The 16,796-nt window shown below is 64.6% G+C and carries 18 protein-coding genes; 3 read left to right on the top strand and 15 right to left on the bottom strand.

The annotated features are described in order from the left end of the window. Nucleotides 1-118: 118 nt before the first annotated feature. The 3 genes from CJZ98_RS15335 to CJZ98_RS15325 all read right to left on the bottom strand — a co-directional run bounded on the left by CJZ98_RS15335 (nt 119) and on the right by CJZ98_RS15325 (nt 4,111). Nucleotides 119-1,357 (bottom strand): ABC transporter permease, encoded by a 1,239-nt coding sequence (locus tag CJZ98_RS15335; protein WP_094591998.1) that lies wholly within the window; start codon nt 1,355-1,357, stop codon nt 119-121. Continuing rightward, on the bottom strand, nt 1,357-2,826 hold the full coding sequence (locus CJZ98_RS15330; RefSeq protein ID WP_094591997.1) for an efflux RND transporter periplasmic adaptor subunit: 1,470 nt from the start codon (nt 2,824-2,826) through the stop codon (nt 1,357-1,359). The genes CJZ98_RS15335 and CJZ98_RS15330 overlap by 1 nt, the downstream gene beginning before the upstream one ends. An 82-nt stretch (nt 2,827-2,908) precedes the next feature. Next, nucleotides 2,909-4,111: a UDP-2,3-diacylglucosamine diphosphatase gene (locus tag CJZ98_RS15325; protein ID WP_094591996.1), complete on the bottom strand. Its 1,203-nt coding sequence runs from the start codon at nt 4,109-4,111 to the stop codon at nt 2,909-2,911. Between the two features lie 143 nt (nt 4,112-4,254). Here CJZ98_RS15325 and CJZ98_RS15320 point away from each other — a divergent pair, with 143 nt between their 5' ends. After that, nucleotides 4,255-4,674 carry a cytochrome c oxidase assembly factor Coa1 family protein gene (locus tag CJZ98_RS15320; RefSeq protein WP_094591995.1) on the top strand — a complete coding sequence of 140 codons (420 nt, stop codon included), beginning with the start codon at nt 4,255-4,257 and terminating at the stop codon, nt 4,672-4,674. Further along, complete coding sequence (locus tag CJZ98_RS15315) at nt 4,671-5,051, top strand: hypothetical protein (protein ID WP_094591994.1); 381 nt, start codon at nt 4,671-4,673, stop codon at nt 5,049-5,051. Before CJZ98_RS15320 ends, CJZ98_RS15315 begins: the two co-directional genes overlap by 4 nt. On the opposite strand, the gene mtnA is transcribed toward CJZ98_RS15315, so the two are convergent. The 9 genes from mtnA to CJZ98_RS15270 form a co-directional block, all read right to left on the bottom strand. Further along, complete coding sequence (mtnA, locus tag CJZ98_RS15310; protein WP_094591993.1) at nt 5,045-6,157, bottom strand: S-methyl-5-thioribose-1-phosphate isomerase; 1,113 nt, start codon at nt 6,155-6,157, stop codon at nt 5,045-5,047. The two genes, CJZ98_RS15315 and mtnA, sit on opposite strands and share 7 nt — an antisense overlap. Before the next feature lie 105 nt (nt 6,158-6,262). After that, complete coding sequence (locus CJZ98_RS15305; protein ID WP_094591992.1) at nt 6,263-6,997, bottom strand: hypothetical protein; 735 nt, start codon at nt 6,995-6,997, stop codon at nt 6,263-6,265. Nucleotides 6,998-7,263: 266 nt separating this feature from the next. Continuing rightward, nucleotides 7,264-7,941 (bottom strand): hypothetical protein, encoded by a 678-nt coding sequence (locus CJZ98_RS15300; protein WP_157911030.1) that lies wholly within the window; start codon nt 7,939-7,941, stop codon nt 7,264-7,266. Between the two features lie 258 nt (nt 7,942-8,199). Then, nucleotides 8,200-9,774: an amidase gene (locus tag CJZ98_RS15295; RefSeq protein ID WP_094591990.1), complete on the bottom strand. Its 1,575-nt coding sequence runs from the start codon at nt 9,772-9,774 to the stop codon at nt 8,200-8,202. A 1,068-nt stretch (nt 9,775-10,842) separates the two neighbouring features. Continuing rightward, the gene (locus CJZ98_RS19580; RefSeq protein WP_094591988.1) at nt 10,843-11,217 is read right to left on the bottom strand and encodes a nuclear transport factor 2 family protein; all 375 of its coding nucleotides are present in this window, start codon (nt 11,215-11,217) and stop codon (nt 10,843-10,845) included. A 315-nt stretch (nt 11,218-11,532) separates the two neighbouring features. Continuing rightward, complete coding sequence (locus CJZ98_RS18485) at nt 11,533-11,760, bottom strand: hypothetical protein (RefSeq protein ID WP_232756520.1); 228 nt, start codon at nt 11,758-11,760, stop codon at nt 11,533-11,535. 193 nt (nt 11,761-11,953) lie between these two features. Continuing rightward, on the bottom strand, nt 11,954-12,364 hold the full coding sequence (locus CJZ98_RS15280) for a DUF6855 family protein (RefSeq protein WP_094591999.1): 411 nt from the start codon (nt 12,362-12,364) through the stop codon (nt 11,954-11,956). A 108-nt stretch (nt 12,365-12,472) separates the two neighbouring features. After that, the gene (locus CJZ98_RS15275) at nt 12,473-13,027 is read right to left on the bottom strand and encodes a CPBP family intramembrane glutamic endopeptidase (RefSeq protein WP_157911027.1); all 555 of its coding nucleotides are present in this window, start codon (nt 13,025-13,027) and stop codon (nt 12,473-12,475) included. A gap of 462 nt (nt 13,028-13,489) precedes the next feature. Continuing rightward, nucleotides 13,490-14,026: a hypothetical protein gene (locus tag CJZ98_RS15270; protein ID WP_232756519.1), complete on the bottom strand. Its 537-nt coding sequence runs from the start codon at nt 14,024-14,026 to the stop codon at nt 13,490-13,492. Between the two features lie 428 nt (nt 14,027-14,454). Here CJZ98_RS15270 and CJZ98_RS15265 point away from each other — a divergent pair, with 428 nt between their 5' ends. Beyond that, on the top strand, nt 14,455-14,958 hold the full coding sequence (locus CJZ98_RS15265) for a DUF1643 domain-containing protein (protein ID WP_094591986.1): 504 nt from the start codon (nt 14,455-14,457) through the stop codon (nt 14,956-14,958). Between the two features lie 98 nt (nt 14,959-15,056). Here CJZ98_RS15265 and CJZ98_RS15260 read toward each other — a convergent pair whose 3' ends face one another. From CJZ98_RS15260 to CJZ98_RS19160, 3 genes are all read right to left on the bottom strand, one after another. After that, on the bottom strand, nt 15,057-15,455 hold the full coding sequence (locus CJZ98_RS15260) for a YybH family protein (RefSeq protein WP_094591985.1): 399 nt from the start codon (nt 15,453-15,455) through the stop codon (nt 15,057-15,059). Nucleotides 15,456-15,567: 112 nt separating this feature from the next. Further along, the gene (locus CJZ98_RS18900) at nt 15,568-15,942 is read right to left on the bottom strand and encodes a hypothetical protein (protein WP_198537867.1); all 375 of its coding nucleotides are present in this window, start codon (nt 15,940-15,942) and stop codon (nt 15,568-15,570) included. Nucleotides 15,943-16,317: 375 nt separating this feature from the next. Beyond that, nucleotides 16,318-16,796: hypothetical protein (locus CJZ98_RS19160; RefSeq protein WP_232756518.1), on the bottom strand; the 479-nt coding region annotated here is incomplete at its 5' end.

Genomic DNA, 16,796 nt, shown 5'->3' with positions numbered 1-16,796 from the left:
GAGCCACCAGCTTGCGACGCTAGAGGCCAATCCAGGCTTAAAGAATATTGGCTGATCTAAGCGGGCACTCAAGCCTCTATTGTCCAGAGTTTCCCTAACAGATTGAGCGGTCGCAGCATCACTCACTGCGCAGGGCGGCCATCGGATCCAGCCGGGCGGCCTTGCGGGCCGGATAGCCGCCGAAGAACACGCCGATCAGCAGGCAGAAACCCAGCGACCAGCCCACCGCATCCATCGCCACACCGGCACTCCAGCCGAAGGCGGCGTTGATCGCCAGCGACGCCCCCACCCCCAGCAGCACCCCCAGGATTCCCCCCGCCAGGGAGAGCACCATCGCCTCGATCAGGAACTGGCGCAGGATGTCGCTCTGGCGGGCACCGATGGCGCGGCGGATGCCGATCTCGCGGGTGCGTTCACTCACCGACACCAGCATGATGTTCATGATGCCAATGCCACCCACCAGCAGCGAGATGGCGGCCGATCCCCCCAGCAGGGCCGTGAAGATGCCCGCCACGGAATTGGAGGCACTCACCAGATCGGCCTGGTTGCGGATCAGAAAATCGTCCTCACGGGGCGGCACGATGCGGTGGCGCAACCGCAGCAGGTTGGTGATCTGATACTCGGCCGCCGCCATCGCCGCCGGCGTCCGTGCCGACACGGCGATGCTGTCGACGGCGATGCCGGCCGTGGCATTCACCCCCACCAGGCGCGCCGCCATGGTGGTGAGGGGAATGAGCACCTGGTCGTCCTGATCGCGGAAGCCGGTGCTGCCCTTGAACTCCAGGGTGCCGATCACCCGGAAGGCCTCGCCGCGGATGCGCACGTCGCGACCCAGCACGCCCTCTGCCGTCTGGCCCAGGCTGTCCACCACGGTCTGGCCGAGCAGCGCCACCCGCGCCCCCTGCTGGAGTTCCGCCCCGTTGAAGAAGCGGCCCGTGAGCGGCAGGAAATCCCGCACCAGGGCGTAGTCCGGCGTGCTGCCCACGATCGTGGTGTTGGTGTTGCGATCCGCCAGCACCACCTGGTTGCGCTGGCTCAGGGCCGGGGCCACCGCCGCCACGGCGGGGGCGGCCGCCGCGATGGCGCGGGCATCGTCCCAGGTGAGGGTGGTGGCCGAGCCGGCACCGCGGGAGGCGGGGCCAGCGCCCACCGCCGCGCCGCTCTGCACGAACAGCAGGTTCGAGCCCAGCGACTTGAGCTGGCTCTCGGTCTGCAGCTGGGCGCCACGGCCGAGGGTGACCATGGCGATCACCGCCGCGATGCCGATGATCACGCCGAGCATGGTGAGCAGCGAGCGCAGCCGGTTGGCCAGCAGCGACCCCCAGGCCAGGGCCACCATCTCCAGGAGCGAGGCCATCAGCGGGGCAGCCGGCCACCACCGGTGCCGCGGCCGCCACCGTTCTGGCTGAAGGGCGAGTTGGCGCGCACCGGGCGGTCGTTGGGGCGGCGTCGACCCGGCAGCGTGAGCAGCACCCGATCGCCCTCGGCCACCCCGCTGAGGGCCTCGGTCTCGATGCCCACGGTGGCCCCCACCCGCACGGGCCGAAAGCGCGGCCGGCCCTGCCTGGTGAGCACGAACACGCCAGTGCCGCCCTCCTGGCTCACGATCGCCGCGGTGGGGATCAGCAGCGCCTCGGGCCGCTGGCCCACCAGCACGTTGGCCGTGAGGTTCATGCCCGAGCGCAGCAGCCGGCGGGCCTCCGGATCGAGGGCGATGCGCACCTGGAAGCTGGTGACGTTCTGCTCCACCACCGCCTCTGGCGCCACCAGGCGCACCCGGCCGCGGAACACCCGCCGCGGGAAGGCATCCACCTGCAGCTCCACCGGCTGTCCTTCGCGGATGGCGCCCACATCCACCTCGGCCACCGAGGCCACCGCCTCCAAGGTGCTGGCCAGCGCCAGGATCGACGACGAGGTGGCCGAACTGGTGGCGCTGGCGGACGTGGTGGGCGTCACGAAGGCGCCCACATCCGCATACTTCTGGGTCACCACGCCGCTGAAGGGGGCCCGGATCACCGTGTCCTCCAGCTGGGCCCGCACGGTGGCCAGTTCACCCTGGGCCTGCAGCAGCTGGGCCCGGGCGGCGGCGATCTCCTCGGGGCGGCTGCCGGTGCGCTGCAGATTCAGCTGGGCCTGCTGGCCCCGGACGCGGGCCTCGGCCGCCAGATCCTGGGCGCGGCTGGCCTCATAGGTGACGCGGGCGATGGCGCCGGAGCCGTAGAGCTGGCGGTTGCTCAGGTAGGCGGTGCGCACGGCGAGCCGGTCCGCCTGGGCGATCTGCAGGTTGCGCTGGGCCTGCTCGATGTCCTGGCTGCGGTTGCCCACCAGCCGCTGCTGCAGCGCGGCCTGGGCCGCCGCCACGCCCCCCTGGGCCCGCAGCAACGGCCCGCGCAGGTTGCTGTCGTCCATGCGGGCCAGCACCTGGCCGGCGCGTACCCCATCGCCCTGATCCACCAGCAGCTGGCTGAGGCGGCCCGGCTGCTTGGGGCTGATGTTCACGGGCGTGGTGGGCCGGATCGAGCCAGCCGCCGTGACCTTGAGCAGCACCGGCCGGCGCACCACAAGGGCGCTCTGGGCCACAAGCTCCGCCAGCCGGCCGCGCCGCTGCAGCTCGCGCCAGACGAACAGGCTGGTGCCCCCGAGCCCCAGGGTCAGCAGAAGCGCGGCGATCAGCCAGCGGCGCCGCGCCGCCAGGGGGCCCAGGGCCGCTGGCGGCGGCGGCGAGGCTGGTGAGCCGGGTAACGGTGGCCCAGGGGGTGACCCTGGGGGCGAACCGGGCGAGGAGCCGCTGGTCGGGGCGGTCCGGCGCAGGAGGTCAGGCAGCATCCGGGGGGCGGTCGGCGGGCTTGGGGCAGTGCCTCCAGGCTGACCAGGGCCTGTGCCTGTGGGATGACCCCGGCCCAGCGGGTCATGACCGGATGTGACTCCGCTCAGGCCAGGCCAAGCCCCGGACCAGGGCCAGGAGCTCACCGATGCCGGGATCCGGCAGAGCAGCAGACCCCTCGGCTTTGGCGAGATCCGCCACCGGCGCTCCGCACACCGAGCAGGGACGCAGCGGATAGCTGTTGAAAGGAAAGCGCGGCGGCCGGAAGGGCACGATGCCCACTTTGCGGTCGAAGCGGATCATGCCGATGGTGCCGTCGTGGGCCACCACCAGGGCGGTACGACCCAGCTGGCGTTGGCTGCGGGCCCAGCTGCCGTCGTTGTAGGTGGTGATGTGACAGGGCGCCAAAGGATCCGCGCCGGCCTCCGGGGGCGCCTCGAAGGACGTGACCTCGGGAATGTGGGTGTGGCCATTGATCAGGCCGGCGAGGCGCTGGCCGGAGCGGTTCTCGCGGAACAGGTGCTGGGTCATCAACCGCTTCAGCACCCGATCGTGGCCGGTGCGGGTCTTGATCGCCCGCTCCAGGGCAAAGGCGAGCGAGAAGGGGGAGCTCCGGAGCCCCCGGGGCGCGGGCACCGGCCAGACCCACGGCTCGGCCAAGATCTCCACGGCGCCCTGCAGGATCGCCTCGGGATTCCAGCTGGCGAGGGGTGCGGCGGGCCGGATCACCTCGCCGGCACTGCGAAACCACTGGATCAGCTGGCTGTACTGCTCCTGAACCCGAATCAGGTGACCCGCCAGCTGTTCATGCAGTTGGATCACCCCGTCGTACTCATCGCCATGGCGCACCAGCAGGCGCCGACCATCGGGTGCGGTGTAGACGTCCTCACGGCGGATGGCGAAGTGATCGGTGTCCAGGCCGGCGTACTTGCGCAGGTAGGCATCGTGGTTGCCCGGCACGTAGACCAGCCGCACCCCGCCGCGGACAAGATCGCGCAGGTCCTGGAGCACCTGCAGATGGCTGTTGCGCAACAACTTCCGGGAGCCGATGCAAGCCTTCTCCAAAGGATCGGCAGCGCTGCCGTCCATCAGCCGATCCACCCAATCGGTCAGGAAGCGTTCACTCACATGGGCATTGATGCGGATGGCCTCCAGATCGATGACATCGCCCACCAGATAGAGCACCCGCGGGCGGATCAGGCCCAGGAACTGGCTCAGCTGCCGGGCCTCGCACTGGTTGGAGCCGAGATGGAGATCAGAGATGAACAGCGCGGCACAATCCAGCACGTCACGTCACCACTTGCAGGTGGACCCGCCGTCAGCGCGCGGTGTCTGGGGAGCGGGACCATAAAGGTGGCGCCCCTGTTTCGCAAGCACATCACCCCTGAAAGCCGTGGCCCTGTCCCAAGGACCGGTGCCAGAGTGGATCGATGGAGCCAAAACCACCCCCCAACTGGTGGGGCCGCAACTGGAAATGGGTGGTTCCGACGGGCTGCCTCTCGGCCGTGGCCGGCGTGGTGGGCTTTATCGCCCTGATCATCAGCTTCGTGTTCGGGCTGGTCAAGGCATCCACGCCCTACAAGCAAGCCCTGGCGAGGGCCCAGGCCGATCCCCTGGTGATCAGCCGGCTGGGCACACCGATCCGCGGTGGCTTCATCGTGTCTGGCAACATCCACCGCTCCGGCAGCACGGGCCGGGCCAGCCTGGCCATACCCCTGGAGGGTTCCAGGGGCAATGGCACCCTCTACGTGGAGGCCCGCCAGGCCGGCGGCACCTGGACCTACTCCACCCTCACGCTCCAGCCCGACGCCTCGGGCGAGCGCATCAATCTGCTCAAACCCACCCTGTGAGCCGGGCGGGCCTGGGCCGTGGTCTCGCCCTGGCGGGTGTGTTGGCGAGCCTGCTGGCGGGCTGCGCGGCGTTGCCCTGGCCGAACTCCGCGCCCCGGATCAGCATCGACAACCGCTCCGGCAGGACCTTGAACGCCCTGGAGATCTCGGGCCAGGGCTTCCGCCAGTTCCTCGGTCGCCTCGGACCCGCCGAGCGGCGGTCGCTGCAGGTGAGGCCCAGCGGCGAATCCGGGGTGCGGCTGCGCTTCCGCGCCGGCCGGCGCTGGATCGACACCGGCGAGCAGGGCTACATCGAACTCCGGGGCGGGTACCTGCTCGATCTCACCGTGACGCCAGCCCTGACGGTGAGGGTGGACGGCCGGCTGAGGAACTACTGAGCCGCCAGGGGCTCGGCGTAGAGGGCCTTCAGGCCCTCCTCGGTGGCGGGCGCCACGCCGCGCTCCGTGATCAGGGCGGTCACCAGCCGGGCGGGGGTCACATCGAAGGCGGGATTGAAGCCGGGGCTGCCATCGGGCGTGAGCTGCACCGTGGTGATGGCGCCATCGGGGGCGCGGCCCTGCAGGTGGGTCACCTCCAGGGCGCTGCGGGCCTCGATCGGGATCCCGGCCACGCCATCGGCGATCGACCAGTCGATGGTGGAGGCGGGCAGGGCCACGTAGAAGGGCACGCCGTTGTCGTGGGCGGCCAGGGCCTTGAGGTAGGTGCCGATCTTGTTGCACACGTCACCTGTGCGAGTGGTGCGGTCGGTGCCGACGATCACGGCATCCACCTGGCCGTGCTGCATCAGGTGGCCGCCGGCGTTGTCCACAATCACGGTGTGGGGCACGCCCTCGCGGCCCAGTTCGTAGGCGGTGAGGCTGGCGCCCTGGTTGCGGGGGCGGGTCTCATCCACCCACACGTGGATGTTGAGGCCGGCGCGGTGGGCCTTGTAGATCGGCGCCAGGGCCGTGCCCCAGTCGACGGTGGCGAGCCAGCCGGCGTTGCAGTGGGTGAGCACGTTGAAGGGCTGGCCCTGGCGCTCGGTGGGCCGGGCCGCCGCCAGCTCCTGGAAGATGGCCAGGCCGTGGTCGCCGATGGCCTCGCACATGGCCACGTCCTCGTCGGCGATGGCGCCCGCCTCGGCCTGGGCCGCTTCGGCCCGCTGCTCGAGCGGCAACGGCGCCACCTTGGCGCGCACCCGCTCCAGGGCCCAGCGCAGGTTCACCGCCGTGGGCCGGGTGGCGTTGAGCTGGTCAAAGGCCGCCCCAAGGCAGGCGTCACTGGGGTCCGCCTGCAGGGCCAGCATCAGCCCATAGGCCCCGGTCACGCCGATGAGGGGGGCACCCCGCACCACCATCGTGGCGATCGCCTCGGCTGCTTCATCCGCCGAGCTGATCGAGCGGGTCGTGAAGCGGTGGGGCAATTGGGTCTGGTCGATCACCCAGACCGAGCGTCCGCCTTCCTCCAGGCCAATGGTGCGCCAGGCCTGGCCGTCGATGTTCATGGGACGCGATGGGACCAATCCCCCATCATCCCTGGCCCTCGCACGCTTCCCCCAGGGACAGGGCCCTGGCCTGGCCATCCGGGTCGGGCCGTGGGGCAGCGGCACTCAACCGCGAACGGTGATCTTCGCCCACACGGCATCAGTCGAACCAGCGCGGGGACGTCTCCGGATGTCCTCGATCGCGACCCTGGAACCTTGGGCCACACGGCCCGTCATGCGGCCGGGCCGCTGGCCGTTCGGCGCGGATTCCCACAGATCGACGGATCTGGTCAGGGTGACCTCGCTGCCCCGCACCGGGGGCACAGGCACTGCCGTACCCCGCGCTTCCAAAGGTGCTCCACTCCCCGTGGCCAGCGCCCCCAGATCGATCCAACCGGTTAGCACCCCCTGATCGCGCGTCAGGCGCTCCAGCATCCGCTGTTCAGTCCCCATCTCCTTGGCTGGAAGCGCCCCAACGGGATCCAGGCTGGAGCCCTCGACGGCAATGGCGAGCATTCGGCCGAGCTTCAGCCTTATCTGCTCTTTGAATTCGGGCGAGGCCGCGACATCCTCCAGAACCAGGTCAGCCATCTCGTCCCTCAGCTCCTGACTGCCACTGCTGATCGCCACCGTGAAGAGAATTGCCTTGTCGGTTTCATCCTTGGCCAGCGCATACAAACTAGCCAGGGCCAGCTTGGCCTTCACGGGATTGCGACCCGTGAGGTTTTCGAGTTGCGACTGAATGCTGCTCGCGAATCGCTGTTTTCGCTCAGACTCCTGCTTCATCTCCTGAAGCTGTCCCTGGAGATACTGGGACTGGGATGTGTTGACCACCCCGAAAAAGGGCACCATGATCGCCACGGCGATCTGAAGCTTTGCCGCCAGAGATCCACTCGATCCCTTGGCGGAGTCCCCACCGGGCCCTGGAGAGTCACCCCGCGAATCGGACTCCATTTGTATTTCTATACCATAGATTCAGAGCCTACCAGAACTCATCTGGGCAGCAAGCCACTGGATCACCAACGTCAAGCAAGCCTCCAGGCAACCTCCAGCTGGCTGTGGTGCAGCAAGGGCGCTGGTGACGCGCCACCATTGCTCGCGCCGACCTTGCGTCCTGCAGCTGGGGCTCAGCCGCCCACCACCAGGGCGTCGGGAATGTCGTAACGCTCGAAGTTCTGCCCCAACGTGAGCACCGACACGTCACCGCGCCGCTGCACCGCCAGCTTCTCGGGCTGATCCGAGGCGACGGCCTTGCCCTTGACGAACAGGAACTGACGCTTCTGGCCCTCGGGATTCGTCAGCACCACCGTGGCGCTGTTGTTGACGCGGCGGATCACGGAGGCCTTGCACCTGGCGGCCTGGGCACTGCTGCCGGAGACACAGGGAACCTGCGCGGCGGCGTGATACGGCGTGCCTGGAATCAGGGCATCGCGGGACGCTGGCACGGGTGCGAGGGGAGTCCCGGTGGCCCCCACGCGCAGGCTGTAGGTGCTCGATTCATTGCGCCGCGCCGCCGGGCGCATCAGATACACCCTCACCGTGACATCGCCATCACTGGGCAGCAGTCCACGAAAGCGGTTGCCAGAGCTGCTGCCGATGAACAGGGCGTTGTCAGTACCGGCCGCCAGCACGTTGAAATAGTTCTGCGGATTGGAGCCCTTGAGATCCACCGTCAGCGTCTGACCAGCGCCAGCACGTAGTTTGTAGTCGACGGTCTGGTCGCCCTTGAGCGGGCCCTTGATCAGGGCGGACTCGGCTCCGGCCCGGAATGTGACCCTCTCAGTCTGGATTGCTGCTTGGGCCAAGGCACCGCCAGCCGGGAGACTGATCACCAGGAGGCCAGCGGCGGTTGCAGCGAAAGGAGCACGCATCGGAGGCGGAAGCCGAGAAGCCATGATCAGGCTAGTCCCTGTGATCGTCAGAGGATTTCTGATCAAGAAGCTGGCCCATCTGGCGGTGAAGGAATTCACCCAGGCCCTGGAATCTTGAGCGACACATCAGCATGCCTTGGCGTGGACCTTGAGCAAGAAGGCGCGGCCTGGGAGATGGCCAATCGACCAGGGTCATGGCGCAGGTGCAGGAGTGCCCCGCTCCAGGGGCTGGCCCCAGGGCAGTGGCCAGCGGTGCACCAGGGCCTGCGTGAGCGACCGGAACCGGGCCGGTTCCAGGTCACCCAGGGCCGCGCCGCGCCGGCTGCTGTCGGCCAGCCAGCCGAGGGTGAGGGCGATCCGGTTCTGGTCCGTGGGTCCCAGGGCCGCCAGGCGGGGGTCGGCGGGGGGCAGCGACGGCGGCGACAGGGGTCCGCGCCGCTGCTCAAGCTGGGCCGCCATCGCCACCAGCTGCTCGTCGGCGCCGGCCGGCCCCAGCAGCTCCACCCCCACCGGCAGACCGCGGCCGTCGAGGCCGATGGGCAGGGCCAGGGCCGGCAACCCCGCGAGGCTGGCTACCCAGCAGGTGAGGCGGCTGGAGGGCTGGGCCCGGGCGGCGCCCTGACGATCGGTGAGGTAGAGAAGGGCGTCCAGCCGCTGGCGGCGGAGCTGCTCCTGCACCAGCTGGCGGTTGGCGGCCATGCGCCGCAGGGCCCGCCGCTCCGCCAACGGATCACTGGAGAACAGGCTGCGGCATTCGGCCGGGCTCCACTCCGGCGGAATGCGGCCGGAACCGCAGATCTCGCTCCAGCTGCGGCGCGGCGCCGGATAGCGCGCCAGCAGGGCATCGATGCGGGCGGCCGAGCCCTTCACGAAGCTCCCATCGAGGCGGGTGTCGAAGTCCGCCAGCCGCACCCCCTCCACCAGCTCGGCGCCGGCCGTAACCAGTAACTGGCGGGCCCGATCCAGCTGCCGGGCTGCCTGGGGATCGGTGGGGCCCAGGGCCTCCCGGCCAGCCGCCACCAGCACACCCACGCGCCGGCCCACCAGCGCGCCGGAGGCGGTGGCCCGCTGGGAGCGCCAGTCGGACCCGATCACGGCCAGACCCCGCTCCAGCAGGGGAACGTCGCGGGCAATCAGGCCCGGGGTGCCATTCACGAAACCGATCGGGAACAGGCCGGTGGCATCGAAGCGCTCCTGGGTGGGCCGCAGCGACACGGCGCCGTTGTACACAGCCGGGATGCGCAGCGAGCCGCAGTTGTCGCTGCCCAGGGCCAGGGGCACGAACCCGGCCCCCACGGCCACCCCCGATCCCGCCGAGGAGCCACCAGAGCTAAGGGCCTGGTCGTAGGCGTTCCCCACCCGGCCGCCGGATCCCGAGAGGCCGCGGATGCCGAAGGCGAAGGCATCCATGTTGGTCTTGCCCACCACGATGGCACCGGCCGCCCGCAGCCGGACCACCATCGGCGCATCGGCGGAGGGCTGGTTGCCGAGCAGGGCCAGGGAGCCCACGGTCGATGGCAGATCCACGGTGTCGATGTTGTCCTTCACCGCCAGGGGCAGGCAGTGGAGGGGGCCGGCAGGGGTGCCGACGGCCCGGGCGCGATCGAGGGCGGCAGCCTGATCCACGGCCGAGGGATTGAGGCTGAGGAAGGCGTTGAGGGGCGGGCCCTGCAGGGTGGAGAGGTTGCGGGCCGTGATCGTGGCCAGCACCTGCAGGATCTGCGCCTGGCAGCTGGCAGGCGCGGCAGGGGGCGGGGGGAACTCCATGGCGTCTACATAGCGCCGGCCGGCCACAACGGCACAACCGATCAGCCGGGAGAAACCAGCGCCACGGCGGTGCCCTACAGGGAGTTGATGATTCTCAGGCTGACGGCAGTCACAGGCGGAGCACCCAAAAGGAGCGTCGAACACCAAAGCCCCAACAGTGACTTGCGCTTGGCGCTGAAGATCAACAGTCCACCACCCACCCCAACCAAAGCCAGAGTTAACAACAGAGCTACGATTGCATAGGCGATCTCACCATCTCGAGAACTGGCCGTGAGAGACCAGCTCAGAAAGAACAACAACGCGACCAAATCGGCCCCAAGAAAGAGCCAGCCGAGCGCCGTCAATACTGTGCGCATTCAGCCTCCACCATCAGACTCCCAAGACATGAACCCATGGGCCTCTGGCTGGGCCAGATGGGCCAGATGGGCCAGACCGGCCTACAGGTGTCCACGGGCGGTTCGCGCGGAGGCTATGTGAAAGGCTGGGCCATGGCAAGCAGGCCCGAGCAACAGGGCGCGAACAGGCCGTTGAGGAGAGAAGGCTGGCGTTCAGGAATCAACCCAGAACCACGTCCTCACACAGACAGAAATCAGCAACAGTGGCCAATCACACTGATTTGGAGGCAAGCAGCTTGGAAACAGCGTCGAGAAACCGATCTTCCCACAGGTAGCTCATTACTTCTGAAGCGAGCACGTCAAGCCATGGAAGACTGATCTGAAGACCACTGAGATGAGATGCATAACAGGCCGAGAATAGAACCACAAGAATCAAAGCACATATCCCTACTCCGCCAGTAGAATGCAGAGTCAGACCAGACAGTGGCATCGACACCGGCTTCTCCACCTGCATCGCTCTCTCGACAGCACGAACAGGACAGCCCTACACAGGTTCATCACCACGCCTGGGATCAGCGGCGAACTGCGCCTCAGAGGATTCACCAGCATTGTCGACCCAGGTACTGGAACTTGATACAAGAGAGTGGCAGTACCTGATGGGCTCTAGCAGATCCAGAGTCCCAGATGGCATTTGCTGAACAAGGGGGGTTAGGCGTCACTGGGGGCAACGACGCTACCCCTGTGAAGCAGACACGCTACCGGCGATAACCCTCCAACCAGTTGGCGTTCGGTGCCAGACGCGCAGATAACGAAACCAACCCTCAAAGGCATGGCCCCTGTGCACACCGGAAACGAAGGCCAAGACAGTGACGGAGGCCACCGCATCCCCAACTCGTATCTGCTGACCCTGAAAGTCCAGCGTAGCTATTCTTTGCTCGCCAGAGCGATATAGGCTCAGATCACTGTCTTTCGATAGAACGCTCCCGTCTGGACCAACAAAGAGAAGAGCATCATCAACCAAGCCATCAAGTGCGGCCAGGTCGCTCGCAAGCATTGCAGATCGAAGCGCCTGCTCTACGGCTTCAATCTCAGAATTCTCTGTGCTCATCGCAATAGGATTGGCGACTGGAGAAGCGTAGCCACGAATTCAGAGACTGCGCCACCTAACACCAGGATTCAGCAGGCCGATCAAACACTCGCCATGACGGCAGGGAAGTTCATGCCGCAGCTGATCATGAGCGTTAGGCAGCACTCGCAAGCATAGATCAATGGGAACTGTCTGCCATTAGTACGGCATCGGCGAGGCCCTCAAAGGGCACCACTCTTGGGCAGAGCCTCTGAAGCGTGCCTAAGGAGATTCTCTTTTGGCCACCGCACTCTTGGTCGAGAACAGGCGTAGCGAGGACATAGAACTCCCACTGATTCACGTTGAGCGGAGCAATCGATGCCTGACGATGTGGACATGCACGGCGAAGACATAGACGTCTGCTGGCTTGGCTGCCTCTGTAGCAGAGGTGTTTGTAGAGGCATCCCACTCGGTGCGAACACCGCTATCGACTCCCAGCGCATGCGCTACAAGAAACTCAGCAAGGATCCCGCGCTGTGAGTTGCTGATGAGATCCGAACCTGCCCATTGCCAGAACTGCTGCAAGGAGACACCTAGCAGCGCCCCATTCGCGTGGAGCTGTTCAGACACACTCTTGCGCCCAGTATCGATGCGCCCGAAATTCATCTTTCAAAGGCCCCAATCTGGCTAGCCCACAATTTCAGCGATGTAAGGGGCTCTGTACACATCATGGATTGTGACACGGCCCGCTGACTCGTGATGCCAGGCGTCGCAGCACTCACTTAGCGCGCATTCGGTTGTTTCTGGGATTGTGCTCAAGCTCGCACAGGCCCAGCTCTTCCATCAGGGGCGGGATGTAAACACCAAAGCGCCCGCGGAGGCCCTTCTTCGGCCCATACCAGCCGCCAACTGGATTGCTCTCTGAACGGCCCCAGGCTTCAACGGTGCCGTCTTTGGCTGGCTTTTGCTCGTCAGTGCCACCGAGTTCAACCCAATCACCTGCCTGCTTGAGCATGGTGTGGAGATCGTCTATGCACTTTGCATCGTAGTGAAGGACAGCTTTGCCGACAGTGCAGACAAGTATCGCCCTCCCGTCCTTCTCGTCCGTGTGCATCGTGTACTCGGAAGTGCCTGGAGGAGTCTTCAGTTTCCAGGGATTGTCCTTCGGCCGAATAAACTGAGTTGCCATGGCATTCCTTTCGGTGGAGAAGATCGCTATGCACACATCAGATGTCGTTGGCACCGCCCGCCGGAACTCAATGCTAGGCGACCTCAGGAACAGAGGCTAGGGGCAGCATCAAGCCCGAAGGCACCCATGCTGGGCTTGCGCATTCCGCCCCCAAAGAAGGACTGCGACTACGCAGATGATCGCGATGGGGTACACGGCGTATTGGATGGAGGAGGATTCTCCACCAACAGCGTCATTAAGGAATAGGGCGCTGTCCCAAAGCCCATGGAGAACCATAGACACGATCAGAGTGCCAGACACCCGGCGAATGGCGTAGAAGCCACTCCCCATGATGAATGTCAACAGCACCTGTACCGGCATGGCCCATAGAGGAAATCCGAATAGGACACTGGGAATATGAAGCGCGGAAAACAAGAGGGTGCTGATCAGCCATACCTTGCCTTCGCTAAAACGGCTTCGGAGACCCACAATCATACTTCCTCGAGTAATCATTTCCTCGCCGAATCCAACCCCCACGGCTCCGAGCATTGACCAGGAAAGAAGCTCAAACCTGGGCTGTTTCGACGTAGCAGCCAAGAAATTCATCGCAATGATCCCCGCCATAGCGATGGGAAGCGCCCACGCCCATCGGGGGCCGGATTTCGTCTTGTCGAACAGAACCATGCGCCACCATCCCAGGACCGTGATGGCAACCACAAGGAACGCGGATCCGAAAAGGGTTGGGAATGCGTACCACAGCTTTGTGGTTAGCGCACTCTCGCCAATCCGATTATAATCGACCTTATTGATGACCCATGTGGCAAAGAAGATTGCCAGATAGCCGAGATATAATTGGATTCCGATTCATACAGTTGGCTTGCGGCTCCACGTGCTCCACTCAGCAGTGCTTGAGTCCACGTTTTGCGAGAGACAGGAGGATCACGAGACGCTGGAATTCATTCACCTGCCATGTCCTGCACTGGCAGGCCCATTGGCTCGCGGTCGGACTGGCTTTTGCAGGCCTCCCATGGATTCCATGGCTTGCTTGAAGGCGGCCGATGTCGTTCTGGATTTCACAGGTCAAGCCCAAGGCCGCCGTCTGGAGGAGCGGCGGCCAGGGCGATCATGGCCTGAGCGCTCAGGCGATCACCTGCACTTGCTGGGTTCGGTGTAGGTGATCGACTGATAGCGTCCGTCGGTGGTGCGCACCGCCACGCAGTTCTTGGTGCGGGGCTGCTGCCAGTAGGAGAAGGCACTGTCGCCGATCTGATCACCACCCCGGTAGGTGTAACCCTTGCTGGTGATCTCGCTCTCGGCACTGGCGCCCCTGACACCCACCAGTGACTGCAGTGAACTCACTGGGGCCCCCACCCGAGCGGGTTCGCTGCTGCCGCCCTTGCTCGATCCGGCGATCAGGGCGCCGATCAGCCCACCCAGCGCGACACCGGCCAGGGTTGCGTTGGTCACCTTCTGGGGCCTGTCCTCGAAGGTCGCGTCGGGGTTCTGCACGCTGTCGAGCCTCACCGAGAGGCGATGGTCTCCCCCGTCTGTGTTCCACAGAAACAGATCATGGTCGGGCTTGACGTTGTGGCGCACGTTCACGATCCCGGAGTAAGTCTGCAGTTGCAGGGCCTGAGGGTTGGGACCAGAGAAGTTGAAGTCGGTGCCGTCATCGAGCTTCACCACAAAGGCATCGGTGCCACCGGCCGCCTTGTGCTTGAAGCTGCAGTGGCCATTGAAGAGCTGAATCCCCCCTCGCTCCAGCTTGCAGCGGCCAGCGGCTCACACCAGCGTCTCGGCGGACGCAGCCTGGTGAAACGGAGCCAACGCCGAGAACAGCAGAAGGCCAGGACCCAGCAGGGCAGCGGTACGTGGGAGGCGGATGTTCATCGAGATGCCAGAGGAGGGATTTCCCAGTGCGATTCGACTGGTACAGACTGAGGGTAAGGGCTGCCTGCTGTGTCGATCGAGCTTTATGACAGAACGCTGAGATCTGCCGAACAGCATCCGCACAGCGACACTCAGGGCATCAGCGAGGCGGGGTGTCAGCAGCAAGCCCATGGAGCCCCGCCGCCCGAAGCCCGATGCGGACACAACCAGAAAGAACAACCATGAGCGCCATCATCAGCCCGTGCGGCTTGTACCGCTACCGGCTGGAACGCACTGTCGCCATGGAAGGGCCGGTGTACGCCTTCTTTGGCATCAACCCAAGCACCGCAGACGCCAACCGGGATGACGCCACAGTGCGCAAGTGGATCGGCTTCACCAAGACATGGGGAGGCAGCCGCTTCATCGTTGGCAACGTGTTCGCGTACCGCGCCACCGATGTGAAGCAACTCGCCACGGTCGAAGACCCTTACGGGCCCGAGATCGGCGACCACCTCAGCAGCATCATCGAGGACGCCGATATCCTCGTACCGTGCTGGGGGAAGACCACGAAGGTGCCGCCCCAGCTCCTGGATGCGTTCGCTGCACTCATCGATGCCCTCACCTCATCAGGCAAGCCCATCCAGCACTTCAGACTGACTACCGCAGGTGACCCCAAGCACCCGCTGAGGCTGGGCTATGACACACCGCTGCTGGCCTGGTCTGACGCCGAGATAGAAGGGGGCTAACGCTCAGGATCAGAAGCGGGCAGTGGCTTAGGCATTGGCGACGCGATCCGCTCCCATTTTCTATGGCTTGATGTTACGCGTCAGCGGGAGCACGTTGTTCACGAATTCACGTAGGGCTTAGACACATGCTGGTGCTCAACCAACCATGAGCCATCGACCTTTCTTAGGCAGAACGTCGCCCGCACCAAGTCCTGAAACGTTGTCCCGTCAGGCAATGTGCCACCGCAGCGAATGAAGCTGTGGGCGAAAGCGACGTCGCTACAGGCAGTGATGGTCAGATTCTCAAGATTGAACACAGCCTCCCCCTGTGTGCCTGGCTGCCACTCGTCCCAACTACGCTTGTAGGCTTCAGCACCTGCATACATCATTGGAGGCAATACATCGAAGATCACCAGGTTCGCTGAGTGGTGCTTCAGGATTTCGTCCCTTCGACCCAGCCGTGTTGCCTCAGCCCATTCTTCAAGTACGGTACGGACTTCGGCATCAGCTGTTGGCATCTTTGGCTCGATCGATGGGCATGTGTTTCAGTCGAATGCCCAAGATAAGAAGCGGGGCAGTAGTCCTACGCAACCAGCAAGCACCATTAGAGCCGCCTACTGACTATTCATACTAGCCATCAGCGCATTGAATCCGCAGCATTTCGCAGGCGCCTCCCTGGAACTCGTCGTTCACCCGCTGAATCGACACCGTGTGTCCAGCCGCACGCAGCATCTCAATACCCCCTTCAAGATGAGGCGAACTCTCGCCGCCCAAGGCAAGAGGTGGAAACGCCCTGACTTCTTGAGCAACGCGGCATAGCTCCAGCAGCGAGGATTGATGAAACGCCTCGTTCAGCTGCTGGCTCAACAAGAAAAGAAGATACGAGCAAAGTGCCAAGTCGAAATCGCCGTCAGGAAACGGAAGAGATGGCAAATGCAAGCTCAGGAATCTACCCTCAATAAGACAGGCTGGATGGTCATCCAAGAAAGCTTGCAATGCGGCCATGCACACTTTTCCGAGCCGTTAGACCGATGTAATTACTTCCCAGATGAACTCATTCTGCTTCTGCCTAGCCTGCCCAATCACTTACCCATAAGTAGCAGAAACACGAGCTTCGACATCGGCGTTGCCGAATGAAAAGGCTGGATCGCATGATACAGCATTTGCCCCTCTTCTAGTAGATTCTGCATTGAAGTTTGCGGGCCCATCTCCCCAGCCAAGGATACGGCCTGCCATATCAGCCTCGGCCAGTGAAAACATGGCAGAGGACTCCTCGAACGAACAGCCCCAAGGAACAACCTTGCCTAGCGTGAACAGAGCTCATCCAGCGAATGACTAACGTTCGAGGTAATCTACCCGCAGTGGGGGTTGCGCGAGTTGTTAGGCCGCACTGCGCAAGGCGCGAGACCAGCCCCCGGACAGGACGAAGCGAGGGAAGGTAACCCATTGCTCCAAAAGGATGCGAGCGACTGCATTGCCAATACTGGTGAAGGGCTCTGGCGGCAGGGCCTCCAACTTGTGCCCTCTACCCTGAAGTGCCAGGCCAAGCCCTGTACTGGCTGCGCCGACCACAAGCAAGACCGAGGAGAAGCGAACCAACGAGATGAGCAGGACTACGTTACCAGCGAGAAACACAGGCACAGCCACTATGTGCAACAGCAGGTTCGCACGGCTGGCGTGGAACCTCGGATAGCCAGCCCATTGCCAAGCAAGCAACTTCTTCATTAGGTAGGGCCTCCTGAGAAACGCCAGATCTCCTGCACCGCAATGGATCTGAGCAGCTTCTGCCGGTAAAATGTGCGCAAATCGGCCTGTTACGGCCAAATTGCCGACCAAAGTTTTCCACATGTACCGACGTG

The organism is Vulcanococcus limneticus LL (assembly GCF_002252705.1).
Taxonomy (GTDB): Bacteria; Cyanobacteriota; Cyanobacteriia; order PCC-6307; family Cyanobiaceae; genus Vulcanococcus; species Vulcanococcus limneticus.
Note: the sequence above shows the minus strand (reverse complement) of the source record. Positions and strands in the feature narration are given on the sequence as shown.